The following is a 22,606-nucleotide window of genomic DNA, read 5'->3' on the forward strand; positions in this document are numbered from 1 at the left end:
TTTTTTGTTTGATCGCAAAAGAAAAAGACTCTAAACAAACTCTCAGCAAGAGTTTATCTACAGTCTAATGTCTTTCTATTCTTTGCTGTCCATCAACATGGTGACTGGCCCCGAATTGGTCAATGAGACGTCCATCATCGCCCCAAAACGTCCAGTTTCAACATGGATGCCCTTTTCTCTAAGCGTTTCATTGAAGCATTCGTAAAGTGAATTCGCCACATCCGGTTTGGCAGCTTTCATAAAGTTCGGCCGTCTGCCTTTCCTCGTATCACCATAAAGAGTAAATTGAGATACAGACAGTACACTTCCTTTTACATCTAACAAAGAATGATTCATTTTCCCGTTTTCATCTTCAAAAATACGCAAGTGTGCGAGCTTTTCAGCTAAGTAATGCACATCTTCTTCTGTGTCTTCATGTGTAACCCCAACGAGCACCATATAGCCTTCATTGATGGCACCTGTGATCTCTTCTCCTACTTTCACAGATGCACTCGTCACACGCTGAACAACAAGCCTCATAGACGATATACTTCCTTTCTAATTCATAAATCGGCGAACAGAGTAAATGTCTTTGATTTGTTTGATGCGTTCTACCACTTTGTGCAAATGGTTAATATTTTGGATAAAGATCGCCATATGGATCGTCGCCACTTTGTTACGATCAGACTTACCAGAAACCGACGAGATGTTCGTTTTGGTTTCGTTGACTGCTTGAAGCACCTCATTAAGTAAGCCGCGTCTGTCATATCCTAATATCTCAATTTCCACATTGTATTCTTTACGGTTTCGAGCAGGCTGTTCATGCTCCCACTCAACCGGGATTAACCGTTCCTGCGCTTCTCCTGTCTTCACGTTCGGACAGTCATCACGGTGAACAGATACGCCACGTCCTTTTGTAATAAAGCCAACAATGCTATCACCAGGAACAGGATTACAACACTTAGATAAACGGACAAGCAAGTTATCAATGCCTTTCACTCGCACGCCAGCTTCCCGTTTTTTCCCGTGATATGGTTTTGACTCTACAGACACTTCTTGAACGGTTTTCTCTTGTTCTTCCTGATCTCTTTGTTTTCTTTCTTTTTCCGTTAAACGATTCGCCACTTGGAGTGCCGTAATTCCGTTATAACCAACGGCTGCATACATGTCCTCTTCATTTGAGAAATTAAATTTATCAGCCACTTTTTGCAGATTTTCAGCGGTCAAAATGTCTTTGACATCGAACTCAAGGTTTTTGATTTCTTTCTCCACAAGTTCTCGGCCTTTTTCGACATTTTCTTCACGGCGCTGTTTCTTGAAAAACTGTCTGATCTTGTGCTTCGCTTGGGAGGTTTGGGCAAGTTTGACCCAATCCTGGCTTGGTCCATAGCTATGCTTAGATGTCAGAATTTCAATAATGTCACCTGTTTTTAACTTATGATCAAGTGTGACCATTTTACCGTTGACCTTGGCTCCGATTGTTTTATTCCCAATTTCCGAATGAATCCGGTATGAGAAATCAATTGGTACGGAACCAGACGGTAGCTCGATGACGTCACCTTTTGGTGTAAATACAAACACCATATCAGAGAAAAGATCAATTTTTAACGATTCCATAAATTCTTCCGCATCTGTGGATTCATTTTGGAATTCAAGGATTTCTCTAAACCAAGACAGCTTCTTCTGGAAAACGGCTTCTTCCGTCGATTCTGCTGATTCTTTGCCTTCTTTATACGCCCAGTGTGCGGCAATTCCGTATTCAGCAATTTCGTGCATTTCCACTGTACGAATCTGAACTTCAAGCGGGTCCCCTTTTGGACCAATCACCGTTGTATGAAGAGACTGATACATGTTCGGCTTTGGCATCGCAATATAATCCTTAAATCTGCCTGGCATCGGCTTCCAGCATGTATGAATAATACCAAGTACCGCATAGCAGTCTTTAATGCTGTCAACCAAAATACGTACAGCCAGCAAATCATATATTTCATTAAATTGCTTATTTTGCATGACCATTTTGCGATAAATACTATAAATATGTTTCGGTCTGCCGGAGAATTCAGCCTTAATGTTCACCTCAGACACGCGGTCTTTTACTTCATTAACAACCTCGTCCAAGTATTCCTCACGTTCCGCTCGTTTACGCTTCATGAGATTCACAATCCGGTAGTATTGCTGCGGATTTAAATAGCGGAGGGCTGTATCTTCAAGCTCCCACTTAATCTTTGAAATCCCTAATCTGTGCGCAAGCGGTGCAAAGATCTCAAGGGTTTCATTTGAAATTCTTCGCTGCTTTTCCTGCGGAAGGTGTTTGAGTGTTCTCATATTGTGAAGACGGTCTGCCAGCTTAATTAAGATGACGCGAATATCCTGCGCCATTGCAACAAACATTTTACGATGGTTTTCAGCCTGTTGTTCTTCTTGTGATTTATATTTAATCTTTCCGAGCTTTGTCACACCATCAACAAGCATGGCCACTTCTTCGTTAAAATGCTCTTTTAAATCTTCTAATGTCACATCCGTGTCTTCGACAACATCATGCAAGAAGCCGCCTGCAATGGTCGAAGGGTCCATTTCAAGATCAACAAGAATTCCCGCCACTTGAATAGGATGGATAATATAGGGCTCACCGGATTTCCGGTATTGTTCCTTGTGAGCATTTTCAGCATATTCGTATGCACGCTCTATAAATTGAATATGTTCAGCGGACAGGTATTCTCTTGCCTTATCAATGACCTGCTGCGCCGTTAAAACTTGTTCGTTCGCCATGGAATCACCTTTTTAAATGAAAACTGTATTGTAGTTTATTATCAAGAAAAATTCGATAGATGTAAAGAGAAGAAGTCCGCTAAAAGATTTTTGATAGGAAAAAAGCACCCTTCTTACTGAGTGCTTTTTGCGTAAAACTCCATTAGTATTGCATTAACGTCAAGATGTCGTAACCGTCAAGCTTCTTTCTACCATCAAGATACGTCAGCTCAATTAAAAATGCAATCCCTGCCACAACGCCGCCTAATTCCTCAACCAGCTTGATGGACGCTTCAATCGTTCCACCTGTCGCAAGCAAATCATCTGTGATCAGTACACGCTGACCAGGACGAATTGCATCTTTATGAATCGTTAATACATCTTTACCGTATTCCAAACCGTAATCGACTTTGATGACTTCACGAGGAAGCTTTCCTTCTTTACGAACTGGGGCAAAACCTACACCAAGTGCGTATGCTACAGGGCAGCCAATAATGAATCCACGCGCTTCAGGTCCAACAATCAGATCAATGTCTCTTTCCTTCGCGTATTCAACGATTTGATCCGTTGCATAACGGTACACTTCGCCTTTATCCATTAACGTTGTAATATCTTTAAATTGTACACCTTCCTTTGGGTAGTCAGGTACAACTGTCACATATTGTTTTAAATCCATCTTTTCCTTTTCCTCCTCGTACGTCAAAGCACAGGTGAGACTTCGCTCATCATGCTATTCAGCCATTCCTTCAGCTCTTTGGCTGAGGAATATGTTAGTGTTTGATCGAGTTCCATCAATCGTTGTTTTGCTGTATAAGACGATGATGCGGTTAAATCTTTTTTAGGGGCATCACGCACTATTGACAGCACACCATTCTCTATTTTAACAAAACCGAGTTCAAAAAACACCTTTGTCATAAAAATGATTGTATCTTTTGTCCAACCTCTATGTTTGGCAAGCTCCATGCCTTGTTCTTTAATAGGAAAACTTCCCCGTTTGAACAAGAACCCATAAAACCATTTGAATTGATCACGGCTCGGGAATGAGGACATAAAGTGATCTTCTTTCCGCTGAAACACCGTATAAATTCTTGCTGGTTGTTGGTTTTCTAAAAGCAGCTTGAGCAAGTGTTCATCGGCAGGAACATCGGCAAAGATCACATACTTTTCCTGCACATCAAACGTGGATACATTTTCTGCATCAATAAGATGAATCGGAATATCCACTAGCTCCGATTGCCTTTTTGTTTCTTCGTCAAAACAGAAGACCATCGTTTTTGCTGGATCAAGTGTTGATACTTTCTTTTCCCAATCTTTTTTCCCGCGCAAATCAAACAGCTGCCATTCATCTACTCTAGCGTCTTTTAGCATGAGCTGAGGTTTCTTTCGGTTATTCCATTCATTAATCGAGACCTCGCCAACGACAGAAATTAGACTCCCCGGAACAAGTTCTTCTTTTAGTTTGCCTTGGTGAAAACCGACACAGTCGAGCAGCTTGTCTTCGTCTTTTAGTGACATTTTAATGTGATTTTGATTGGCCCCGATCGTTCGGATGTCTTCAAGCTTGGCGTCTTCAATCATAATGAACGGCTTAGGATTCTGCATGCCAAACGGGGACAGCAGTCCCACTTCTTCAATGGCTTGCACCGTCATTTCGTCCACTTTACATACTGCATCGACCCGTTGAATTGGAATGAAATCTTCTTCTGTCAATGTTTCATTTGCATATTGATTCAATCTTTCCCTAAGTAAAGGAACATCATCCGCTTGAAGTGTCATTCCTGCTGCCATCGGGTGTCCACCGAAATGCGGCAGGATGTCACGGCACTTGCTCAAATGGAAAAATAAATCAAAGCCAGGAATACTTCGAGCTGACCCTTTCGCCATCTGCGTTTCTGCATCTATTCCAAGCACAATCGCCGGACGAGAAAATGTATCTGTCAATTTTGAGGCAACAATGCCGACAACGCCTGGATTCCAGCCAGCTTTTGCTACGACGATAGCAGACTGGTCCGCACCTGTCTCTTCGACCATTTGAATGGCTTCTTCCGTGATCGTACTCACAATTTTCTGCCGTTCTTTGTTCAACTCTTGTACAAAACGAGCGAGTTCTTCCGCTTCATCCATATCCTCAGTCATGAGAAGATGAACAGCCGGATCTGCCTGCTCAATTCGTCCAACAGCATTCAGCCTTGGGGCAATTTGAAAGCCGACCGTTTCCTCATTTGCTTCTTCAAGAGTGGCGCCTGCTTCTTTTAATAACGCTTTTAACCCAGGCCGTCTAGATTGACGAAGCTGCAGAAGACCTTTTTTTGCAAGCCATCTATTTTCATCATGCAGCGGGACAAGATCCGCAATTGTACCAATTGCAGCAAGATCTAATAATTCTACTGGGAGTTTACCAAGGAGTGCATGTGCCACTTTAAACGCAACACCGACACCCGCCAGCTCTTTAAACGGATACTCACACCCAGGCTGCTTAGGATGTACAATTGCAAGTGCCTCAGGCAGTTCCTCGCTTGGTTCATGGTGATCTGTGATGATCAGGTCTAATCCTATTTCTTTTGCAATACGTGCTTCATTTACAGCAGCGATCCCTGTATCCACAGTGATGACAAGCGATGCTCCTTGCTCTTTGATATATCGGAAAGCCTGTTCGTTTGGCCCATATCCTTCTTTAAATCGATCTGGAATATAAAAGTCTACCTTCGCAGATCGTTCTTTAAGTGTATGTAAAAGTACAGACGTACTTGTCACACCATCTGCATCATAATCTCCGAAGATCACAATCGATTCCTGCTCTTCGATCGCTTTGTTGATGCGCTCTACTGCTTCTTTCATTCCTTTTAATAAGAATGGATCATGAAATTCGGCTTTTTGATCAAATAAAAAAGACCTCGCTTCTTCTACTTCTTCGAGCCCTCTTTGTACAAGAAGTGATGCAGTCAGCGCTGAAATATTCAGATTTTCAGAGAGTGATTTCACTTTTTCTTCGCTAGGATGTTCATATTCCCAACGCATTTTGGATAATAACATAAATTCACCCCTCAACCACACTATTATACTAGAGTGGACTGAGGGGTTTCAATTTTTATTTTATGAAATTGTACTGGAAGATTATTTTTCCTTCCGGTCAAAAGACGCTGGCTGTTCTTTTAAAGGTGTGACATTCGTTTTCTTTTGAACGTCTTTGTCCGCCTTTTTATGAGAAGAAGCAGGGCTTGCTTTAGCGGCTGCGTGTTCAGCTTTTAATGTTTTTAATTCACGTTTTAGTTTCACAATTTGGAAAATCCCCGCAAAAGCCACAATGAGTCCGCCCATAAGAACAGAACCGATAATGACAAGGATCAGCGGCCATTCAGCCGTTCCAAATAAGTAGTCTACCTGTACAGGCCGCACGTTAATAACAGCAAATACTGAGACAATTAATACGAAAATAAATGCGAGTATGATGGTCCATTGTTGTTTATTCATCTACAAATCCCCCAAGCTTTTTCTTTTATTCTTCCCTCTTTCTTGTCCTTTTTAAACACAGAAAGAACATGGCGGAAGGTTTTCTATCAGCATGGGCGCTTAGCTGCTGAGTTTTTCTTTAATGAGGCTCTTTAATTCTTTTCTTTCTCCAGAGATGACAAGGGTGTCTCCTTCTTCAATCACCGTATCTGGTCCTGGATTTAAAATTTTCTCATGTGATTTTCTCACAATGGCGATGACTGTTACTTGATAGTTTTGGCGAACACTCAGGTCTCCGATCGTCTGGTTAACAGCCGGTGCGTTCTTTTCAATCTTAAACCATTCAATGATGAGTTCATCAATGGCCACCTCCACTGTCTCAAGCGCTTTTGGTTTATAGACCATGCCGCCTAAAATAGCCGAGATTTGTCTTGCTTCTTCATCGCTAAGCAAGATACCAGAAATACATTCTTCGTGATCATCTTCTTGAAAATGATACATCTCTCTTCTGCCGTCATCATGTGTGATAATGGCAAGTTTCTCATTATTTCTTGTGATCATTTCGGCTTTGTGACCGATACCTGGCAGTTCAGTTTCCCGAACCTTCATAACAGCCCCTCCAATAAATAAAAGCCAAATGCCCCAAACGGACACTTGCTTTCTATACTGATCTAAACGTATGTCATTATAGCAAAAGACCATTTCAAGATCAATGAAACCCGAAATGTTTTTACATATCATCTTATTGCTGTGACGATGACAAGTATGATGCATGAAAAAAAGACTGCCAAGCTGGCAGTCTTTCTTGTTTAAATATCTTGTTCTGTGTCGATTTTAGCCGGCTTTTTCAGCTCACGACCTTTCCATATCAGCCAAATTTGTGCCGCAATGTAAAGGGATGAATACACCCCTGTTAATAGGCCGACAAGTAAGGCGATGGAGAAGTTTGTAATAGATGCTGAACCGAAAATGAGAAGTGCAATCACCACTACAAGTACGGTAAGCACAGTGTTCACAGAACGCGTAAAGGTTTGCTGTAAACTTAAATTCACAATGTACGATAAATCTTCGATCGTTTTCGGTTTGCGTTTCTTCATTTGCTCACGCACCCTGTCGAAGGTGACAATCGTGTCATTGATTGAGTACCCGATGACCGTGAGTATCGCTGCAATGAAGGTGACATCCACCTCTAAACGCGTAATACTAAAGAAGGCAACGATAAAGAATGCATCGTAAAGCAGAGAGACAATGGCTGCAATCGCCATTTTATACTCAAATCGGACGGATACATATAAGATAATCCCGATAGAAGCAATGATGACAGCGTATAATGCGTTACGCGCAAGCTCTTTTCCAACCGTCGGAGACACTGTACTTACGTTAGGCTCCGTTCCATATTTATCTTTGAAGTAATCTTTCACTTCAGCGATTTTTTCTTTATTCGGAACACCGACAAATCGAGCTGCTGCTTGATTTTCTTTTTGACCCGATAACACAACACTGTCTGTCTCAAGGTCTAGCTTTTTAAAATCTTGCTCCACCTGTTCTGTTGACAGTTTATGGTCACTTTGAATATCAACTCTAGTACCACTTGCAAAGTCAATACCTGCATTGAGCTTGAAGATCGACAGCACAATGATTCCAGCAATGGTAATGGCTGCTGAGAAAATCATAAAGCCTTTACGTTTGCTGACGAAATCCCATTTATCAAATGGTGTTTTCGGTTCAGTATTTTCAGTTGTTTCATGAATATCAATAATGTCTTTCTGACGAACCCCAAACCAACCTTTTCTGCGGTCGAGATAACGGCTTTCTACAAGTAATCCAAGAAGGAATCTTGATAGGAAGACAGCCGTGATAAAGCTTGTCAAAATCGATAGGATAAGCATAGTTGCAAATCCTTTGACAGAGCTTGTTCCAAAGAAGAACAGAACCCCTCCGGCAATAATACTTGTTAAGTTTGCATCAAAGATCGTGGCAAATGATCTGCGGTTACCCGATCTGAAAGCAGAACGGACAGATTTACCGAGCTTGAGCTCTTCTTTAATCCGCTCATACGTAATAATGTTGGCATCGACAGCCATCCCTACCCCAAGAATCAATGCAGCGATTCCAGGCAGTGTCATGACCGCACCCATCCAGTCAAAGACTTGCAGTGTGATATAGATATAAGCTGACAGTGTAATGACAGCAACAAGACCTGGTAATCGGTAATAAAACAGCATGAATAAGAAGATAAATGCGATTCCTACAATTCCTGCGAAGACTGTTTCGTTTAGTGCTTGCTCACCAAACTGTGCACTCACAGATGTTGAATATTTTTCGGTTAATTTTACTGGCAATGCGCCGGCATTTAAAATGCTCGCAAGGTCTTTTGCCTCTTGAACCGTAAAGTTTCCTTCGATTTGTACGTCACTGCTGTTAATTTCTTGGTTTACATTCGGCGCAGATACATACTTATGATTTGATTTAGAGACTTCTTTTTTGAAGGAATCTCCCTTATGATAATCAAGCCAAATGACAAGCTGATTGTTTGGTGCCATCGCCGCTACTTTTTTTGTCACGTCACCAAACTTTTTCGCATCCTTTAGTTTGACCGTCACGATCGGCTCATTCGTTTGATTGAATGTTTGTTTTGCACCATTTTCAACAAGATCAGATCCGTTTAGAAGCTCTTTGTCATTCGTATCTCTGAAGGAAAGCTGTGCTTCAGTCGATAGAATCTCCCGTGCTCTGTTTTGATCTTTTACACCCGCAAGCTGTACGCGGATACGGTTGTTTCCTTCAATCGAAATGTTCGGCTCACTGACCCCAAGCACGTTGGCTCTTCGGTTTAAAGCCTCTACTGTACTGACGAGAACACCATTTGTGATCTTGTCTTCTTTTTTCACTGGGTGTACATCATACAGAACTTCAAATCCACCCTGTAAGTCCAGCCCTAGCGTCATATCTTTCGCAACGGGCTTCGTTAATAAGCCCACACCAGTTCCGATTAACAGAACCACTAAGAAAAACGCAAGTATGCGCCCTTTTTTCATTATGTATTTCCTCCTTAAACACCTGAATCCATTTAGATGGCTTATTTCAACAGTTCGTCCAGCATATTCTTGCCATCTTCACTGTCCAAAAAAGCAGACGTTTTAAACGACTGAACGGTTGCATAGTTCATAAATTCGCCAATTTTCACAGATAAAATATCTGCAACCATTTCATGAATCGGATACTCTTGTTTTTTCTTCCACTTCTTATTCTCTAAGTATGACCATAATTCCTCTAAATCTACATCTTTATAGCCCAAAACGATGAATTCTTCAAGCTTACTGAACAGAAAAGGCTTTAAATGGTCTTTGTATATAGCAGCCGGATGTTGTGTCAATGTGAGGCTCCCCCTTTTCAGTTTTTTATCGAGAGACTTGTCATGCTTGGACGATATACACGCATATCTTATTGTATATGATTCTATGTCGTTTGAGAAGGCAGGTGATCTGTGATTTGACGAAGCAAACGTTTTTAAAAGGGACGATTATTTTAATTTTAGCAGGTTTTATTACAAGAATATTGGGTTTTGTCAATCGAATTGTGATTGCAAGGTTCATTGGTGAAGAAGGCGTAGGGCTTTATATGATGGCAGCGCCTACCTTTTTTCTCGCCGTGACGCTGACACAATTCGGACTTCCTGTTGCGATTAGTAAGCTAGTCGCAGAAGCAGAAGCCCGTGGTGACAAACAGAAAACAAAACGCATTCTAGTGATGTCCCTTGCGATAACAGGAACACTCAGCCTGATTTTCACGCCGCTCTTTTTATGGTTTGCCCCTATTATGGCGGAAAATATGCTGACAGATCCTAGAACGGTCTATCCTCTGCTTGCCATTACACCAGTCGTACCCGTTATTGCGATCTCTAGTGTGTTAAGGGGCTATTTCCAAGGAAGACAGCAAATGAGCCCGCTTGCGATGTCACAAGTACTAGAACAGGTCGCAAGAATTTCACTCGTGGCAGTATGTACAACAGCGTTCCTGCCTTATGGAATTGAATATGCAGCAGCAGGCGCCATGATTTCATCTGTCATCGGGGAAATGATTTCACTTGCTTACTTACTGATTGCCTTTCGTTATAAAAAGACCATCCGTATCCGAAAACGTTTTTTCAAGGCAATTCATGATGGGAAGGATACGTTTAAACAGCTCATGAGTATTGCCCTGCCAACGACAGGCAGCCGTTTCATCGGCAATATCTCGTGGTTTTTAGAACCGATTGTCGTCGCGCAAAGCCTTGCGATTGCCGGTTATGCAGCTGTGGAAGCAACAAGGCAGTACGGAGAATTGACAGGACTTGCGCTCACCCTTTTGACACTTCCTAGTTTTATCACGTATTCTCTCTCCACCGCACTAGTTCCAGCGATTAGTGAGGGGATGGAACAGAACAAACGCAAAACGGTCGAATACCGGCTCAAGCAGGCGATGCGCCTTTGTTTATTAAGCGGGGGCATTTCATGTATTATCCTTTTCGTGTATGCAGAAAATTTAACCCTCTTCATGTATGGTTCATCTCATGCCGCTGTCTATGTAAAATTCATGGCCCCCTTCTTTTTGCTCTATTACTTTCAAGGGCCGCTGCAGGCTGTCCTTCAAGCATTAAATTTAGCGGGGGCAGCGATGACCAACAGTTTGATAGGAGCTGTTGTGAAAACAGGTATGATCTTTGTTCTTGCTTCACAGCCAAGCTTTGGCATTATGGGCGCAGCGCTTGCGATCCTCATCGGCATCGTTCTTGTCACGTTGCTCCATGCGGCAACTGTCGGTAAAGTACTGCCTATTCATTTACCATTAAAAGAATATGGACTTTGCGTCCTTGTGATCATCGGTACTGGGGCGGTCAGCTTATGGATGAAACATCAAGCGAGCGGACTCTTTTCCGCACCTTTAGAGCTTGTCATGATGATCTTTTTGACGTGCATGCTGTATGTCATTCTATTAATCTGTCTTGGGCTAGTGAAACGAGAAGAGCTACGCCGCATCCCGTTTATTGGGAAGCTGCTTTAGCTCATTCTTTCTTGATCACTTCATCTTTCAAATCAATATAAAAATCCTTCTGATTAAAGCTGCAGTAAGAGATTTGCTCGATGTCATGATAGCCTCTTTTGACAAGCTCCTTTATCAGCCACTGTTCATCATGGTTGATCTGCTTGAGATGATCATGCTGAACCACACCGTCTGCAATAAGCGGGAGCTCAAGCGCTGCATGTTTGCGCTTGTTTTCTTTTTCAACAACGGCGAGCTTTCCTGAAGGCTCTAAGATGGCATATGAGACATCCTGGATACTATCGATGTTATTTTCTCTTAATTGAATCAGCAAATCATCAAAATTGTATCGCTGTTTTCTCATCGCACCCTCGTCTATTTTTCCGTTGATGATGAGCAGGGCCGGCTTACCGTCGAGAAAACGACGGACACCTTGAAATTTTAATGACAAATAGGCAAGGGTGATTTGAATGAAGGTTAACAGCAGGATCGGCCATACTGTATGTAACATGTGATCCTCAACTTCTTCTATGGCGAGCACCGCAATTTCAGCGATCATCATAAAAATAACAAGATCTAAAATACTCAGTTCCCCAATCTCCCTTTTGCCCATTAAACGAAAAATAAACCAAATGAGAAAATATAAAATGATCGTTCTCATGGAGATAATTAAGATGTCCTGCATATGATGTAAACCCTCCTTCTCCACCATAGCTTGTGTCAAAACACTTTATTTATGTAGAAAAGAAAGCCTCGGTTTTTATCACGAGAAACATGTCTATTTTTTCTTCTCCGTGAATACATTTTAGTAAAAGACAAGCTTCGGTCAATTGGAGAGGAGACGAATCACATGCAGGAAACGAAACAAATAGGAAAAGGCATTTTATCTGGCTTAATTGCTATTTTTGTCGTGATGATTGTCACAAGCTTACTTGTATCACTGATGCTTACCTTCACAAGTATGCAGGAATCATCGTTTAAATGGATGATCATGATCTTGTCCTTTGCGGCACTTTTTCTAGGAGGAATGATTTCTGGAGGGAAAGCAAAGGAACGAGGCTGGCTCATTGGCGCCATGACCTCTTTTATCTTTTCACTCACTGTTTTTTTATTTCAATATTTAGGGTTTGGAGAAACCTTTTCACCAGAACAATTCATCTATCATGCAGCCTTTTTGGGAATTTGTATGCTAGGGGGAATGATTGGCGTTAATCTTCGGGGCAAATAAAAAAAGAGCGAATGATATCGCTCTTTTTTTATCGCTATGTATTGGAGGATTAACCTTTGTCAGCTAATTCTCTAATAGCACGTCGGTCAAAAGTTAAACGGTTGTTTTCGCTTGTTTTGATGACCACTTTTGATTCATCAATGTAGTCGATTTCACCGTGTAAACCACCGATTGTGACAATTTTATCGCCTTTTGATAAAGATTGCTGCATCTGACGCACAGCTTTTTGTTGCTTTTGCTGTGGACGGATTAACAAGAAGTAAAGCACAGCAAACATGACAACAATCATAATGATTGAACCCATACCACCATCCATTCTATCTCACCCCTTTCTAAAGCATTGTAAAGCTTTTCGTTTATGCGTTAAAAGTTTTTCGCATTCGGTTTGTTAAAGCCATAACGCTCAAAAAACTCTTCTCTAAAATCACCTAAACGATCCTCACGGATAGCTTCTCTCACTTGCTCCATTAATTTTAACAGAAAATGAAGATTATGATAAGTTGTTAATCGAATTCCGAACGTCTCATTTGTACGGATTAAATGTCTAATATAAGCACGTGTGTAGTTTTTACATGTGTAGCAGTCACAGTTTTCATCGATTGGTCTGAAATCACGCTCATATTTAGCATTTTTCACAACAAGGCGTCCTTCACTTGTCATCAGCGTACCGTTTCTTGCAATTCGCGTCGGCAGTACACAGTCAAACATATCGACACCTCGAATCGCACCGTCAATTAATGAATCTGGCGAGCCGACACCCATTAAGTACCTTGGCTTGTCTGCCGGTAAAAATGGCGTTGTAAACTCCAGCACACGGTTCATCACATCTTTTGGTTCACCAACAGATAAACCTCCAATGGCGTATCCTGGGAAATCAAGTGAAACAAGGTCTTTTGCACTTTGTTTACGAAGCTCTTCGTATTCTCCGCCCTGTACAATGCCAAACAGCCCTTGATCCTCTGGACGCTGGTGCGCTGTTAAGCAGCGCTCTGCCCATCTGCTTGTCCGCTCTACAGAACGTTTCATATAATCGTACTCTGCTGGATACGGAGGGCATTCGTCAAATGCCATCATAATATCTGAGCCGAGCGCATTTTGAATCTCCATCGCTTTTTCAGGAGAAAGGAACAACTTATCTCCATTTAAGTGATTACGGAAGTGAACGCCTTCTTCTTCAATTTTTCTAAATTCACTTAAAGAAAACACTTGGAAACCGCCTGAATCTGTTAGAATCGCTCGATCCCAGTTCATAAATTTGTGCAGGCCGCCTGCTTCTTTGACAATGTCATGCCCCGGGCGCAGCCATAGATGATACGTATTGCTTAAAATGATGCCTGCTTCCATTGCTTTTAACTCTTCAGGCGCCATTGTTTTCACTGTAGCCAGTGTACCAACTGGCATAAATACAGGTGTTTCAAAGGAGCCGTGCGGTGTATGAACGCGTCCAAGACGTGCACCTGTTTGTTTGCATGATTTAATGAACTCATAACGTATCGGTAATTGCGACAAAAATGAGCCCTCCTGTCTTTGTTGTATGATGTTATTGAATCAGCATGGCATCGCCAAAACTGAAGAATCGGTATTCCTCTTTTACAGCCTCATTGTACGCTTTTAGGACGTGTTCTCGTCCAGCTAATGCACTGACAAGCATAATTAAAGACGATTTTGGCAAGTGGAAATTCGTGATCATGCCATCAATTGCCTTAAATGTGTAGCCTGGATAAATAAAAATCGACGTCCAGCCGCTTGACGCTTTGAATTCACCATCATAAGCACTTGCAATGGTTTCAAGCGTTCTTGTCGAAGTTGTTCCGACTGAAATAATCCGTCCGCCTTCTTTGCGCACGCGATTAAGTTCTTCTGCCGTTTCTTCATTCATTTCGTAAAACTCTGCGTGCATTTCATGTTCTTCAATGCGTTCAGCACTGACCGGTCGAAATGTGCCAAGCCCTACATGGAGCGTAATAAACGCAATATGCACTCCTTTTGCTTTAAGAGCATCTAGCAGTTCATTTGTAAAGTGAAGACCGGCAGTAGGCGCAGCAGCGGAACCAACTTCTTTGGAATAGACGGTTTGATAACGCTCACGATCGTCAAGCTGCTCTTTAATGTACGGAGGCAGCGGCATTTCACCTAAGGATTCAAGTACTTCATAAAAAATGCCTGTATACTGAAACTCAACTTTTCTTCCGCCATGTTCCAGTTCTTCTGTACATACCGCTTTTAATCGTCCATCACCAAATGTAATGACTGTTCCGTTTTTCACACGTTTTGCTGGTTTCACGAGCGTTTCCCATTTGTCTCCTTCTTCTTGTTTCAAAAGAAGCAGCTCCACTTTAGCACCCGTATCCTCTTTCGTTCCAAACAGACGTGCAGGTAATACACGTGTATTGTTTAAAACGAGACAATCACCCTTTTGAAAGTAATCTGTGATTTGCGAGAATGTATCATGTGTGATGTCACCTGTTTGTTTATTTAAGACCATCAGTCTTGATGCATCTCGTTTTTCAAGCGGCACTTGTGCAATCAATCTTTCTGGTAAATCAAAATCAAATAGTTCTAACTTCATTTCCTTCACCTATTCTGTAGTTAACTAGTTAACGTTATTTCATCCGTCCGAAGACATTGAGTAAAATGGTTAGGACGATGCTAATGACAATGCATGTAATCACAGGAAAAAAGAACGTTACGTTCCCTTTTTTCACGAAAATATCGCCTGGAAGTTTCCCAACCAATTGAAACACTAAACCTGCGGCAAAAAGGACACCACCTAAAATCATCAACATTTTAGGGAATTCAGTCACGAATCGGAACCTCCATATGAAAATGTTCATACGCTTCTCTTGTGACGACCCGCCCTCTTGGTGTTCTTTGCAGAAAACCAATTTGCAGTAAATACGGTTCGTACACATCTTCAATCGTATGTGATTCTTCTCCAATTGTCGCTGAGATCGTATCAAGTCCAACAGGACCGCCTCTAAATTTTTCAATCATACTTAAAAGCAGTTTATGATCGATATGATCAAGTCCGAGTCTGTCAACTTGCAGACGCTCAAGAGCATCTTCTGCAATGTCTTGCGTGATCGCATGATTTCCAAGCACCTGCGCAAAATCTCTTACTCTTCTGAGCAGACGATTGGCGACCCTCGGTGTACCTCTAGATCTTCTTGCAATCTCTTCAGCTGAACGAATGTCGATCCCAATCTCAAACAGCTCGGCTGTTCTTGCTACAATGTGAGCCAAATCTCTTTGCTCATAGTATTCCAATCTTGCATGAACCCCAAACCTATCACGAAGCGGCGCTGTTAAAAGCCCAACACGGGTTGTAGCACCTACAAGCGTAAATGGCGGTAAATCAAGCCGCACAGAGCGTGCTGTATCTCCTTTTCCAATCACGATATCTAGACAAAAATCCTCCATCGCTGGATATAGCACTTCCTCTATTGAACGTTGCAAGCGATGAATTTCATCAATAAACAGAACATCGCCAGGTTCAAGAGATGTTAAGATCGCCGCCAAGTCGCCAGGGCGTTCAATCGCTGGTCCAGACGTTGTACGCAGCTGAACATTCATTTCATTGGCAATGATCGACGCAAGCGTTGTTTTCCCAAGTCCCGGCGGCCCATATAAAAGGACGTGATCCAGTGTTTCCTGCCTCATTCGGGCAGCTTCAATAAATACGCTGAGATTATCCTTTACTTTCTGCTGGCCAATATATTGACTAAGCGTCTGTGGACGCAGACTTTGCTCAATGGCTGATTCATGGTTGTCTGCTTCAGTTGAGACGAGCCGTTCATCCATGAGACATCACCCTATTTCAACATTTTTTGTAAAGCTTTTTTCACATATTGATCGGTTGTAAGATTCTTCTCTTCTTTTAATAAAGGAAGAACCTTTTTGATTTCACGATCACCATACCCAAGGACACTTAAGGCTTCAACCGCTTCATCTAAAGCGCTTTGCTGCGTTTCAATCTGGATATGATCCTCGTGGTTAAATAAGTTTCCTATCATTTCAGGCACCACATCTGCGAGCTTCCCTTTCAGATCTAGAATGATCTGTCGTGCTGTTTTTTTGCCAACACCCGGGAATTTAATGAGGAAAGCTTCATCCTCTCGTTCGATCGCTGAAATGACAGCGCCAGGATCACCGGAAGCAAGAATCGCAAGCGCACCCTTCGGTCCAATCCCTGTGACATTTAACAGTTTTGTGAACAACGCTTTTTCTTCTCGTGTTTGGAATCCATATAACGAAAAAGCGTCTTCCTTTATGTAATGATACGTATAAATCGTTTCTTGTTTTGTTACTCGATAGATAAACGGATTTGGGGTATAGACTTGATATCCCACTCCGCCGTTTTCAATGACAACATATTGCGGGCACACATAATCAATGGTCCCTTTTACAAACTCTATCACCGTTTTCACCTCTTTGACTGTTCTCCATTGTAACATAAATCGAAGAGAAAACCGTAATAAAAGTTAACATACGTTCGCTCAGCCTTTTTTCATCGTCAACCCATGAAAAAGAGCTTGCGGTCTTCACACCAGCAAGCTGTCATACGATTAAAACGATTGTTCATTTCGGTAAGGTTTCATGACTTCAAGCACATGCTCAAATTCATCTTTTGTTCGAAACGGAATGCCTTGTGCAAGCTGCTGCTCTACATGACTTTCCAAGCGGGACGTATCAATTTGAAAAAAGAGATGAATAGGCTCCGCCCACCCGTCAGGCCTTCCATGAAACGTAGAAATCACGCCGTCTTCTGATAATCCGATATATCCATTTGCTTTACTCAAAGGCGATATATCGTCAATTTGCTTTCTAAAAAGGGCAAAATCCTCTCGCTGTTCTACCAATGTCCAGCCCTTATACTGGGCCCAAAATGTGTCTTTGTCTTCTAATGATGCCCGCTGTCTTTCAATACTTACATCGCCGTCTAGATAGACCTTTTCAAGCTGAACGTTGATGGTTTTTGACTCTTTTTGCAAGTGTTCTGCTGCTTCCATATCAACAGCGAAAAAGAGTACACTTGTCATGATAAGTCCTGTAACGAAATATTTCATCTTCACTTTCACTATTTACACCTCTTTAGAACATAAGATCGATGCATGACATATGTAGTTTGACCCATTTTGCTAAACATTAACCAAATCGATGTCTTGACACATATTGAGCGTCTTTCGTTGTATCCTTCGTGCGTAAATGTTATGTTTTATACAATCCATTGCTCTACCGAATCACATGGTTTTTTCATCATTCGTTTTTCAGCCGCATAAACTGAAACCAAAGAAGGTGAAGTCAATGTCAGATGTCAAAAGATTAGCCGAATCGATTCAGTATCAAGAAGAAAAGCGTTTTAATAAGCTCGTCTTTAAACCGGCTGAGCTTGAGCTGTGCGGCAAAGGAAGAAGTGCCTATGTATTTTCATACAAAAAAGACGGCAAAAAAATGGCGTTAAAAGTCTTTTTTCCTTCTTATCGAAACATCGCCCGCAAAGAGGCTGCAATTTATGAAAAACTTTCCGGCTCCTCCTATTATCCTGAAATTTACGAGTCTGGAGATCAATATATTTTAATGGAATATATTAAAGGTTATACTTTCTATGAATGCCTGACAAAAGGAATTCCGATCAAAAAACAAATGATTGAACAAGTAGATGATGCGCTAGAAGAAGCACGCGCGAAAGGTTTAAATCCTTCTGATATTCATCTGCGAAATTTAATTTTAACAAAGGATGGCCGCGTCAGGGTCATTGACGTCGCCCGCTTCACGCAAACGAAAACATGTCATCAATGGGATGATTTAAAAGCTGCATACACCTATTATCAAAAACCTTTTTTCCCTAAAAAAGCGCCGCGTCTATGGCTTGAAGTGATTGCCTATTTGTATAAGAAAAACTGGCTGTCTCGAAGTCAGCTGAACAATCGAAATGATTTTACTGCATAATGAAAGCCGCTCTTTTCGAGCGGCTTTCTGTTTTATTCTGTTTCTACATGGATACTATTCACATTTAATAGGTTAATGATTTCATTATTCAGCTTAAACCAATGATTGGCTTCCTCAATTTTTTTATACACATCATAGGTAGCTGGACGTTTCAGCTCGAAATCGAGCACTTCCCCATTGTTCATATGAAATGTTACCTTAAATACTTTCATCATAAGATCACCTTCCACTCTGTCTTGTTCACTAACCGAATCGGTCAGCTCTTTTCATTCATTCTCTATTCAATCCGTTTCCCCTGCTTCTTTCCTTCTAAACACAAGAAGTTTAAATTTTGTTTAAATTCGCACAACATATCTATCTAGATACGCTTCAAAAGAAGTATATTGAATGAAAAGGAGGCTGTCTTTATGAAACAAAAGAAAAAACGAACATCTCCAGAGAGACAAACAGTTCTATTTCATTTAACAGATGCCCTCATCCCAAGTGTTGAAACGATGGCGATTGCAGTAAAAGCATTTTTCCACCTCGTGAGAAAAGCCATTTCAGCCGTTTTATAAAACCCCGCACTAGAGGAGTGCGAGGTTTTTTTTAGGATTGATAGATTTGGCTGCCTTGATTGATAAACTCTTTTGCCTTCTTCTCCATCTCTCTTTTCACTTCTTCTGATTGGTTGCGGATGTCATGGGATATTTTCATACTGCAAAACTTTGGTCCACACATGGAACAGAAATGAGCGGTTTTAGCACCTTCAGCAGGCAATGTTTCATCATGGAATGCCAGCGCTCGTTCTGGGTCAAGTGACAGATGAAATTGATCCCGCCATCTGAATTCAAATCTCGCTTTTGATAAGGCATCATCACGCTTTTGAGCAGCAGGATGTCCTTTTGCTACATCAGCTGCATGTGCGGCGATTTTATAGGCGATGACACCTTCTCTTACATCTTCTTTGTTCGGCAGACCTAAATGCTCTTTTGGTGTCACATAGCACAGCATGGCTGTTCCGTACCAGCCGATCATCGCCGCACCGATCGCGGATGTAATATGATCATATCCCGGTGCAATATCTGTTGTTAGAGGGCCTAACGTATAAAAAGGTGCCTCTTTGCATATCTCCATCTGCTTATCGACATTCTCTTTGATTTTATCCATAGGAACATGACCAGGTCCTTCAATCATGACCTGTACATCATGTTTCCAAGCGATCTCTGTCAATTCCCCTAACGTTTCCAGCTCTGCAAACTGCGCTTCGTCATTTGCGTCCGCAATGGATCCAGGTCTGAGCCCGTCCCCAAGCGAAAAGGCAATGTCATATGTTTTCATGATTTCACAAATTTCTTCAAAATGGGTATACAGAAAGTTCTCTTGATGATGAGCGAGACACCATCTTGCCATAATGGCTCCGCCTCTTGAAACAATTCCTGTGACACGGTCGACTGTGAGCGGAATATACCTTAACAGGACGCCCGCATGAATGGTGAAGTAGTCAACCCCTTGCTCTGCCTGTTCAATTAATGTGTCTCGGTATACTTCCCACGTCAAATTTTCTGCGATTCCATTCACTTTTTCAAGTGCCTGATAAATTGGGACAGTTCCTACTGGGACTGGGCAATTGCGGATAATCCATTCTCTCGTTGTATGAATGTCCTTTCCTGTAGACAGGTCCATCATCGTATCTGCCCCCCATCTAATTGCCCATGTCATCTTCTCCACCTCTTCTTCAATGGACGACGTCACAGCTGAATTGCCAATATTCGCATTAATTTTCACGTGAAAATTCTTTCCGATGATCATTGGCTCACTTTCAGGGTGGTTGATATTCGCTGGAATGACCGCTCTCCCACTAGCCACTTCCTCTCTAACAAACTCAGGACTTAGCTGTTCTCTCAAAGCGATAAACTCCATTTCAGGCGTAATGATCCCCTTTTTTGCATAATGCATTTGCGTCACACAAGCACCTTGTTTCCCGCGGAGCGGCACATGATGAAAATCTGTATGGGCCGCTTGATAGGATTCTTTCCCATTCAAGCGATATCCATTATCTTCTGGCTTTACTTGACGCCCTTCATAACTTTCAGTATCTTCTCTTTCTTTAATCCATTTTGATCTCAGGCGCTTTAATCCCTTTGTGACATCAATATGAGCCTCCTCATCTGTATACGGTCCACTTGTATCGTACACACGAATCGGTTCATTTTGGATATCACCTGCTTGTGTCACTGTATTTGTGAGCACGATTTCTCTTTTTGGCACCAAAATGTCAGGTCTTGAGCCTTGTTCATATACCTTTCGACTACCTTCAAAGTTTGATAATAAAGATTGCGTTGATGGAACATTTGTCTTTTCATTCATTTGCTGTTCACTCCTTCTTTTCGTGTGACCGGTCAGGATGGAATCAGCACCAGCAAAAAACCAGATTCTATGTAAAGAACCTGGTTTCGTCGTCAGAAAAAAACATGTATGCCATTCATATGGCACATGTATCGTCTTCAACTTCCCCACGCTGGTACGAGCCAGATCAGGTCCAAAGGGTTAAGAAGCTTGTCTTCTCTCTCAGCCCGCATTTCCGGGCACCCCTAGTCACTTATATTGATTTCCACAACAGTGTAGCATAGCTGAGAAATGAAAAAAAGAAGTTTCAGGAAAATAGTTCCTTTCCCCTACAATGAATACACGATCTTCACGATATACATCTTTCTATACACGATTTATCTCTCTCATTTCGATTAAATCAGAAATAATCATTGATCCTTTTCTCCTAGTATGTATAATTAATCTAAACGGAGAATTTTTATACAAACATGATTCAAAGGAAGTTCTAGTCGATTGCAAACATTTCTTACATTTATCGTCGTTGGATTCTCAATTGCTCTACCTGTTGGAGCGATCACGGTTGAAATGACAAAGCAGGGATTAAAAAACGGATTCTTTCATGGATTAACTGTAGGCGCTGGTGGTATGACCATCGATATATTGCTCATCTTGGCTTTATATGCTGGATTTGCTCAATTTTTATCTTTGCCCTTTATCCAAATTCCGCTCTGGCTGATCGGTGCCATCTTTTTAATGATTCTTGCCTACGATTCGATTAAAAATGCGGATCAAGACATCCATTTAGCAGGAGAAAAAGTGAATAAATCATTCGCTAAAACATACCGAAATGGGCTGCTCGTCGCAGTATCCCCTGGAAACCTTGTGTTCTGGATATCTGTGTTTGGTGCTGTACTGGCAGATGCTTATACGAATACAAATTCATCTGAATTTATATTGGCTGCTGCGGGTATTTTGGCAGGGATTCTTCTTCATGACATCGGTCTTCTCACGATTGTTTCCCTAACAAGAAAAGTGATGAATCGAACAATGATTAAGTGGACTTCCATTATTGCCGGTATTTTATTACTTGGATTTGGCTGTTATTTCTTTTATGAATTTTATATCGGGATCAAAGTTTATTTTTAAAGAAAGGCTAAAGTTCGTTATGAACTTTAGCCTTTTTTATTCCAGCCTATCGGGTCATGCCTGTCTGACCTGTTTCAAATTGCGTTTTTCTCATATCTCTGAAGCGTGTAAATGCGCCTTCGTCTTTAATGACTTGGACAGCTCTTCCATCTGCATAACGAGTCGCTGCTTCTTCTACTTGTGATACACCCTCTGATGTCAAGCGCCCATCTGTTTTAAGAGCAATATACACATTTTCATCCGTCACCATGACTTGTGAGTCTGTCACATGGTTCATTTTGTTCACTCGGTTGGCGATTTTTCTTGAACGCTGGATGTTCTCTTGTTTATCGTAGCCAGAGAACGACATTTGGTTATGATAGTTCATATCTCCATGACTGTAGCGTCCATCTCCACCAGTAAGTGGCATTCTCACTTGATCCTGTGTAGGGCGTGAACGATAATCAACATTCGTTGTATTTCTTCCGTTCATTCCCTCCATAAGCTCAGAAACCGGTCCTTGATGATCTTGGTTGTTGTCTGTTGCCTGTTGATTGGAGTGGTATCCAACTGGCTGGCCTGATTGATTATGACGTGTATCTACACCCGCATTGTTATTTGTACCACATGCCGTTAATCCAATAGGTAGAAGCACTAAGGCGATTGTTTTTTGCCATTTTTGTCTCAAACGAAAAACCCCCTGTACAAATTGAATCTCATGAGCGCAAAACAGGCTCTGTTTTAGCATGTACAGTTGAGGACAAAAACAAGCTGTCAGTTATAAACAAAAAAAGG

At 41.6% G+C, this 22,606-nt stretch carries 24 protein-coding genes and 1 riboswitch; of the genes, 5 read left to right on the top strand and 19 right to left on the bottom strand.

Annotated elements, in window-relative coordinates; translation table 11 throughout:
- Window positions 1–75 precede the first annotated feature (75 nt).
- From dtd to V7L95_RS00505, 8 genes are all read right to left on the bottom strand, one after another.
- Window positions 76–519 (bottom strand): D-aminoacyl-tRNA deacylase, encoded by a 444-nt coding sequence (gene dtd / locus V7L95_RS00470; RefSeq protein ID WP_007501479.1) that lies wholly within the window; start codon window positions 517–519, stop codon window positions 76–78.
- A gap of 18 nt (window positions 520–537) precedes the next feature.
- Window positions 538–2,748 (bottom strand): bifunctional (p)ppGpp synthetase/guanosine-3',5'-bis(diphosphate) 3'-pyrophosphohydrolase, encoded by a 2,211-nt coding sequence (locus V7L95_RS00475; RefSeq protein ID WP_008342726.1) that lies wholly within the window; start codon window positions 2,746–2,748, stop codon window positions 538–540.
- Between the two features lie 142 nt (window positions 2,749–2,890).
- Window positions 2,891–3,403, bottom strand: coding sequence for an adenine phosphoribosyltransferase (locus V7L95_RS00480; protein WP_008342729.1), 513 nt, complete (start codon window positions 3,401–3,403; stop codon window positions 2,891–2,893).
- 23 nt (window positions 3,404–3,426) lie between these two features.
- Window positions 3,427–5,760: a single-stranded-DNA-specific exonuclease RecJ gene (gene recJ / locus V7L95_RS00485; RefSeq protein ID WP_206113999.1), complete on the bottom strand. Its 2,334-nt coding sequence runs from the start codon at window positions 5,758–5,760 to the stop codon at window positions 3,427–3,429.
- Window positions 5,761–5,841: 81 nt separating this feature from the next.
- The gene (locus tag V7L95_RS00490; protein WP_017367707.1) at window positions 5,842–6,198 is read right to left on the bottom strand and encodes a lipopolysaccharide assembly LapA domain-containing protein; all 357 of its coding nucleotides are present in this window, start codon (window positions 6,196–6,198) and stop codon (window positions 5,842–5,844) included.
- A gap of 99 nt (window positions 6,199–6,297) precedes the next feature.
- The gene (locus V7L95_RS00495; protein WP_008342734.1) at window positions 6,298–6,786 is read right to left on the bottom strand and encodes a cation:proton antiporter regulatory subunit; all 489 of its coding nucleotides are present in this window, start codon (window positions 6,784–6,786) and stop codon (window positions 6,298–6,300) included.
- Between the two features lie 200 nt (window positions 6,787–6,986).
- Window positions 6,987–9,215: a protein translocase subunit SecDF gene (gene secDF, locus V7L95_RS00500; RefSeq protein WP_017358118.1), complete on the bottom strand. Its 2,229-nt coding sequence runs from the start codon at window positions 9,213–9,215 to the stop codon at window positions 6,987–6,989.
- A 41-nt stretch (window positions 9,216–9,256) separates the two neighbouring features.
- Window positions 9,257–9,553, bottom strand: coding sequence for a post-transcriptional regulator (locus V7L95_RS00505; protein ID WP_003216788.1), 297 nt, complete (start codon window positions 9,551–9,553; stop codon window positions 9,257–9,259).
- 116 nt (window positions 9,554–9,669) lie between these two features.
- Between V7L95_RS00505 and spoVB the strand changes: the two genes are divergently transcribed.
- A complete protein-coding gene (spoVB, locus tag V7L95_RS00510; RefSeq protein ID WP_056705836.1) occupies window positions 9,670–11,220 on the top strand; it encodes a stage V sporulation protein B in 1,551 nt (516 codons plus the stop codon).
- 1 nt (window position 11,221) lies between these two features.
- Here spoVB and V7L95_RS00515 read toward each other — a convergent pair whose 3' ends face one another.
- The gene (locus V7L95_RS00515; RefSeq protein WP_056705838.1) at window positions 11,222–11,884 is read right to left on the bottom strand and encodes a DUF421 domain-containing protein; all 663 of its coding nucleotides are present in this window, start codon (window positions 11,882–11,884) and stop codon (window positions 11,222–11,224) included.
- Window positions 11,885–12,049: 165 nt separating this feature from the next.
- On the opposite strand from V7L95_RS00515, the gene V7L95_RS00520 reads away from it, so the two are divergent.
- Window positions 12,050–12,427 carry a TIGR04086 family membrane protein gene (locus tag V7L95_RS00520; protein WP_007501492.1) on the top strand — a complete coding sequence of 126 codons (378 nt, stop codon included), beginning with the start codon at window positions 12,050–12,052 and terminating at the stop codon, window positions 12,425–12,427.
- A 49-nt stretch (window positions 12,428–12,476) separates the two neighbouring features.
- On the opposite strand, the gene yajC is transcribed toward V7L95_RS00520, so the two are convergent.
- The 7 genes from yajC to V7L95_RS00555 all read right to left on the bottom strand — a co-directional run bounded on the left by yajC (window position 12,477) and on the right by V7L95_RS00555 (window position 17,493).
- Complete coding sequence (gene yajC, locus V7L95_RS00525; RefSeq protein WP_003216659.1) at window positions 12,477–12,743, bottom strand: preprotein translocase subunit YajC; 267 nt, start codon at window positions 12,741–12,743, stop codon at window positions 12,477–12,479.
- A gap of 47 nt (window positions 12,744–12,790) precedes the next feature.
- Window positions 12,791–13,936, bottom strand: a complete 1,146-nt coding sequence (gene tgt / locus V7L95_RS00530) for a tRNA guanosine(34) transglycosylase Tgt (RefSeq protein ID WP_017358121.1) — start codon at window positions 13,934–13,936, stop codon at window positions 12,791–12,793.
- Window positions 13,937–13,967: 31 nt separating this feature from the next.
- The gene (gene queA / locus V7L95_RS00535) at window positions 13,968–14,996 is read right to left on the bottom strand and encodes a tRNA preQ1(34) S-adenosylmethionine ribosyltransferase-isomerase QueA (RefSeq protein WP_007501498.1); all 1,029 of its coding nucleotides are present in this window, start codon (window positions 14,994–14,996) and stop codon (window positions 13,968–13,970) included.
- A 34-nt stretch (window positions 14,997–15,030) separates the two neighbouring features.
- Window positions 15,031–15,231 carry a DUF2905 domain-containing protein gene (locus V7L95_RS00540; RefSeq protein WP_008342752.1) on the bottom strand — a complete coding sequence of 67 codons (201 nt, stop codon included), beginning with the start codon at window positions 15,229–15,231 and terminating at the stop codon, window positions 15,031–15,033.
- Window positions 15,224–16,228 carry a Holliday junction branch migration DNA helicase RuvB gene (gene ruvB, locus V7L95_RS00545; RefSeq protein ID WP_007501501.1) on the bottom strand — a complete coding sequence of 335 codons (1,005 nt, stop codon included), beginning with the start codon at window positions 16,226–16,228 and terminating at the stop codon, window positions 15,224–15,226. Before ruvB ends, V7L95_RS00540 begins: the two co-directional genes overlap by 8 nt.
- 11 nt (window positions 16,229–16,239) lie before the next feature.
- Window positions 16,240–16,845, bottom strand: coding sequence for a Holliday junction branch migration protein RuvA (ruvA, locus tag V7L95_RS00550; RefSeq protein ID WP_017358123.1), 606 nt, complete (start codon window positions 16,843–16,845; stop codon window positions 16,240–16,242).
- Between the two features lie 147 nt (window positions 16,846–16,992).
- Entirely contained in the window at window positions 16,993–17,493 is a 501-nt protein-coding gene (locus V7L95_RS00555; protein WP_269430751.1) for an intercompartmental signaling factor BofC, read from the bottom strand.
- A gap of 238 nt (window positions 17,494–17,731) precedes the next feature.
- Here V7L95_RS00555 and V7L95_RS00560 point away from each other — a divergent pair, with 238 nt between their 5' ends.
- On the top strand, window positions 17,732–18,376 hold the full coding sequence (locus tag V7L95_RS00560) for a serine/threonine protein kinase (protein WP_048001811.1): 645 nt from the start codon (window positions 17,732–17,734) through the stop codon (window positions 18,374–18,376).
- A gap of 32 nt (window positions 18,377–18,408) precedes the next feature.
- On the opposite strand, the gene V7L95_RS00565 is transcribed toward V7L95_RS00560, so the two are convergent.
- Window positions 18,409–18,591 carry a hypothetical protein gene (locus tag V7L95_RS00565; protein WP_008342761.1) on the bottom strand — a complete coding sequence of 61 codons (183 nt, stop codon included), beginning with the start codon at window positions 18,589–18,591 and terminating at the stop codon, window positions 18,409–18,411.
- Window positions 18,592–18,783: 192 nt separating this feature from the next.
- Here V7L95_RS00565 and V7L95_RS00570 point away from each other — a divergent pair, with 192 nt between their 5' ends.
- Entirely contained in the window at window positions 18,784–18,933 is a 150-nt protein-coding gene (locus V7L95_RS00570; protein WP_164071366.1) for a hypothetical protein, read from the top strand.
- Window positions 18,934–18,964: 31 nt separating this feature from the next.
- Here the strand turns inward: V7L95_RS00570 and thiC are convergent, their stop codons facing one another.
- A complete protein-coding gene (thiC, locus tag V7L95_RS00575) occupies window positions 18,965–20,725 on the bottom strand; it encodes a phosphomethylpyrimidine synthase ThiC (RefSeq protein ID WP_144667308.1) in 1,761 nt (586 codons plus the stop codon).
- Between the two features lie 126 nt (window positions 20,726–20,851).
- Window positions 20,852–20,961, bottom strand: a riboswitch (TPP riboswitch).
- A 238-nt stretch (window positions 20,962–21,199) separates the two neighbouring features.
- Here thiC and V7L95_RS00580 point away from each other — a divergent pair.
- Window positions 21,200–21,832 carry a LysE family transporter gene (locus V7L95_RS00580; RefSeq protein WP_254000695.1) on the top strand — a complete coding sequence of 211 codons (633 nt, stop codon included), beginning with the start codon at window positions 21,200–21,202 and terminating at the stop codon, window positions 21,830–21,832.
- Window positions 21,833–21,878: 46 nt separating this feature from the next.
- On the opposite strand, the gene V7L95_RS00585 is transcribed toward V7L95_RS00580, so the two are convergent.
- Window positions 21,879–22,499, bottom strand: coding sequence for a YhcN/YlaJ family sporulation lipoprotein (locus tag V7L95_RS00585; RefSeq protein ID WP_017367717.1), 621 nt, complete (start codon window positions 22,497–22,499; stop codon window positions 21,879–21,881).
- Window positions 22,500–22,606 lie beyond the last annotated feature (107 nt).

It is taken from the genome of Bacillus sp. PPSBB_11 (genome assembly GCF_038023285.1).
Classification (GTDB): Bacteria; Bacillota; Bacilli; order Bacillales; family Bacillaceae; genus Bacillus; species Bacillus altitudinis.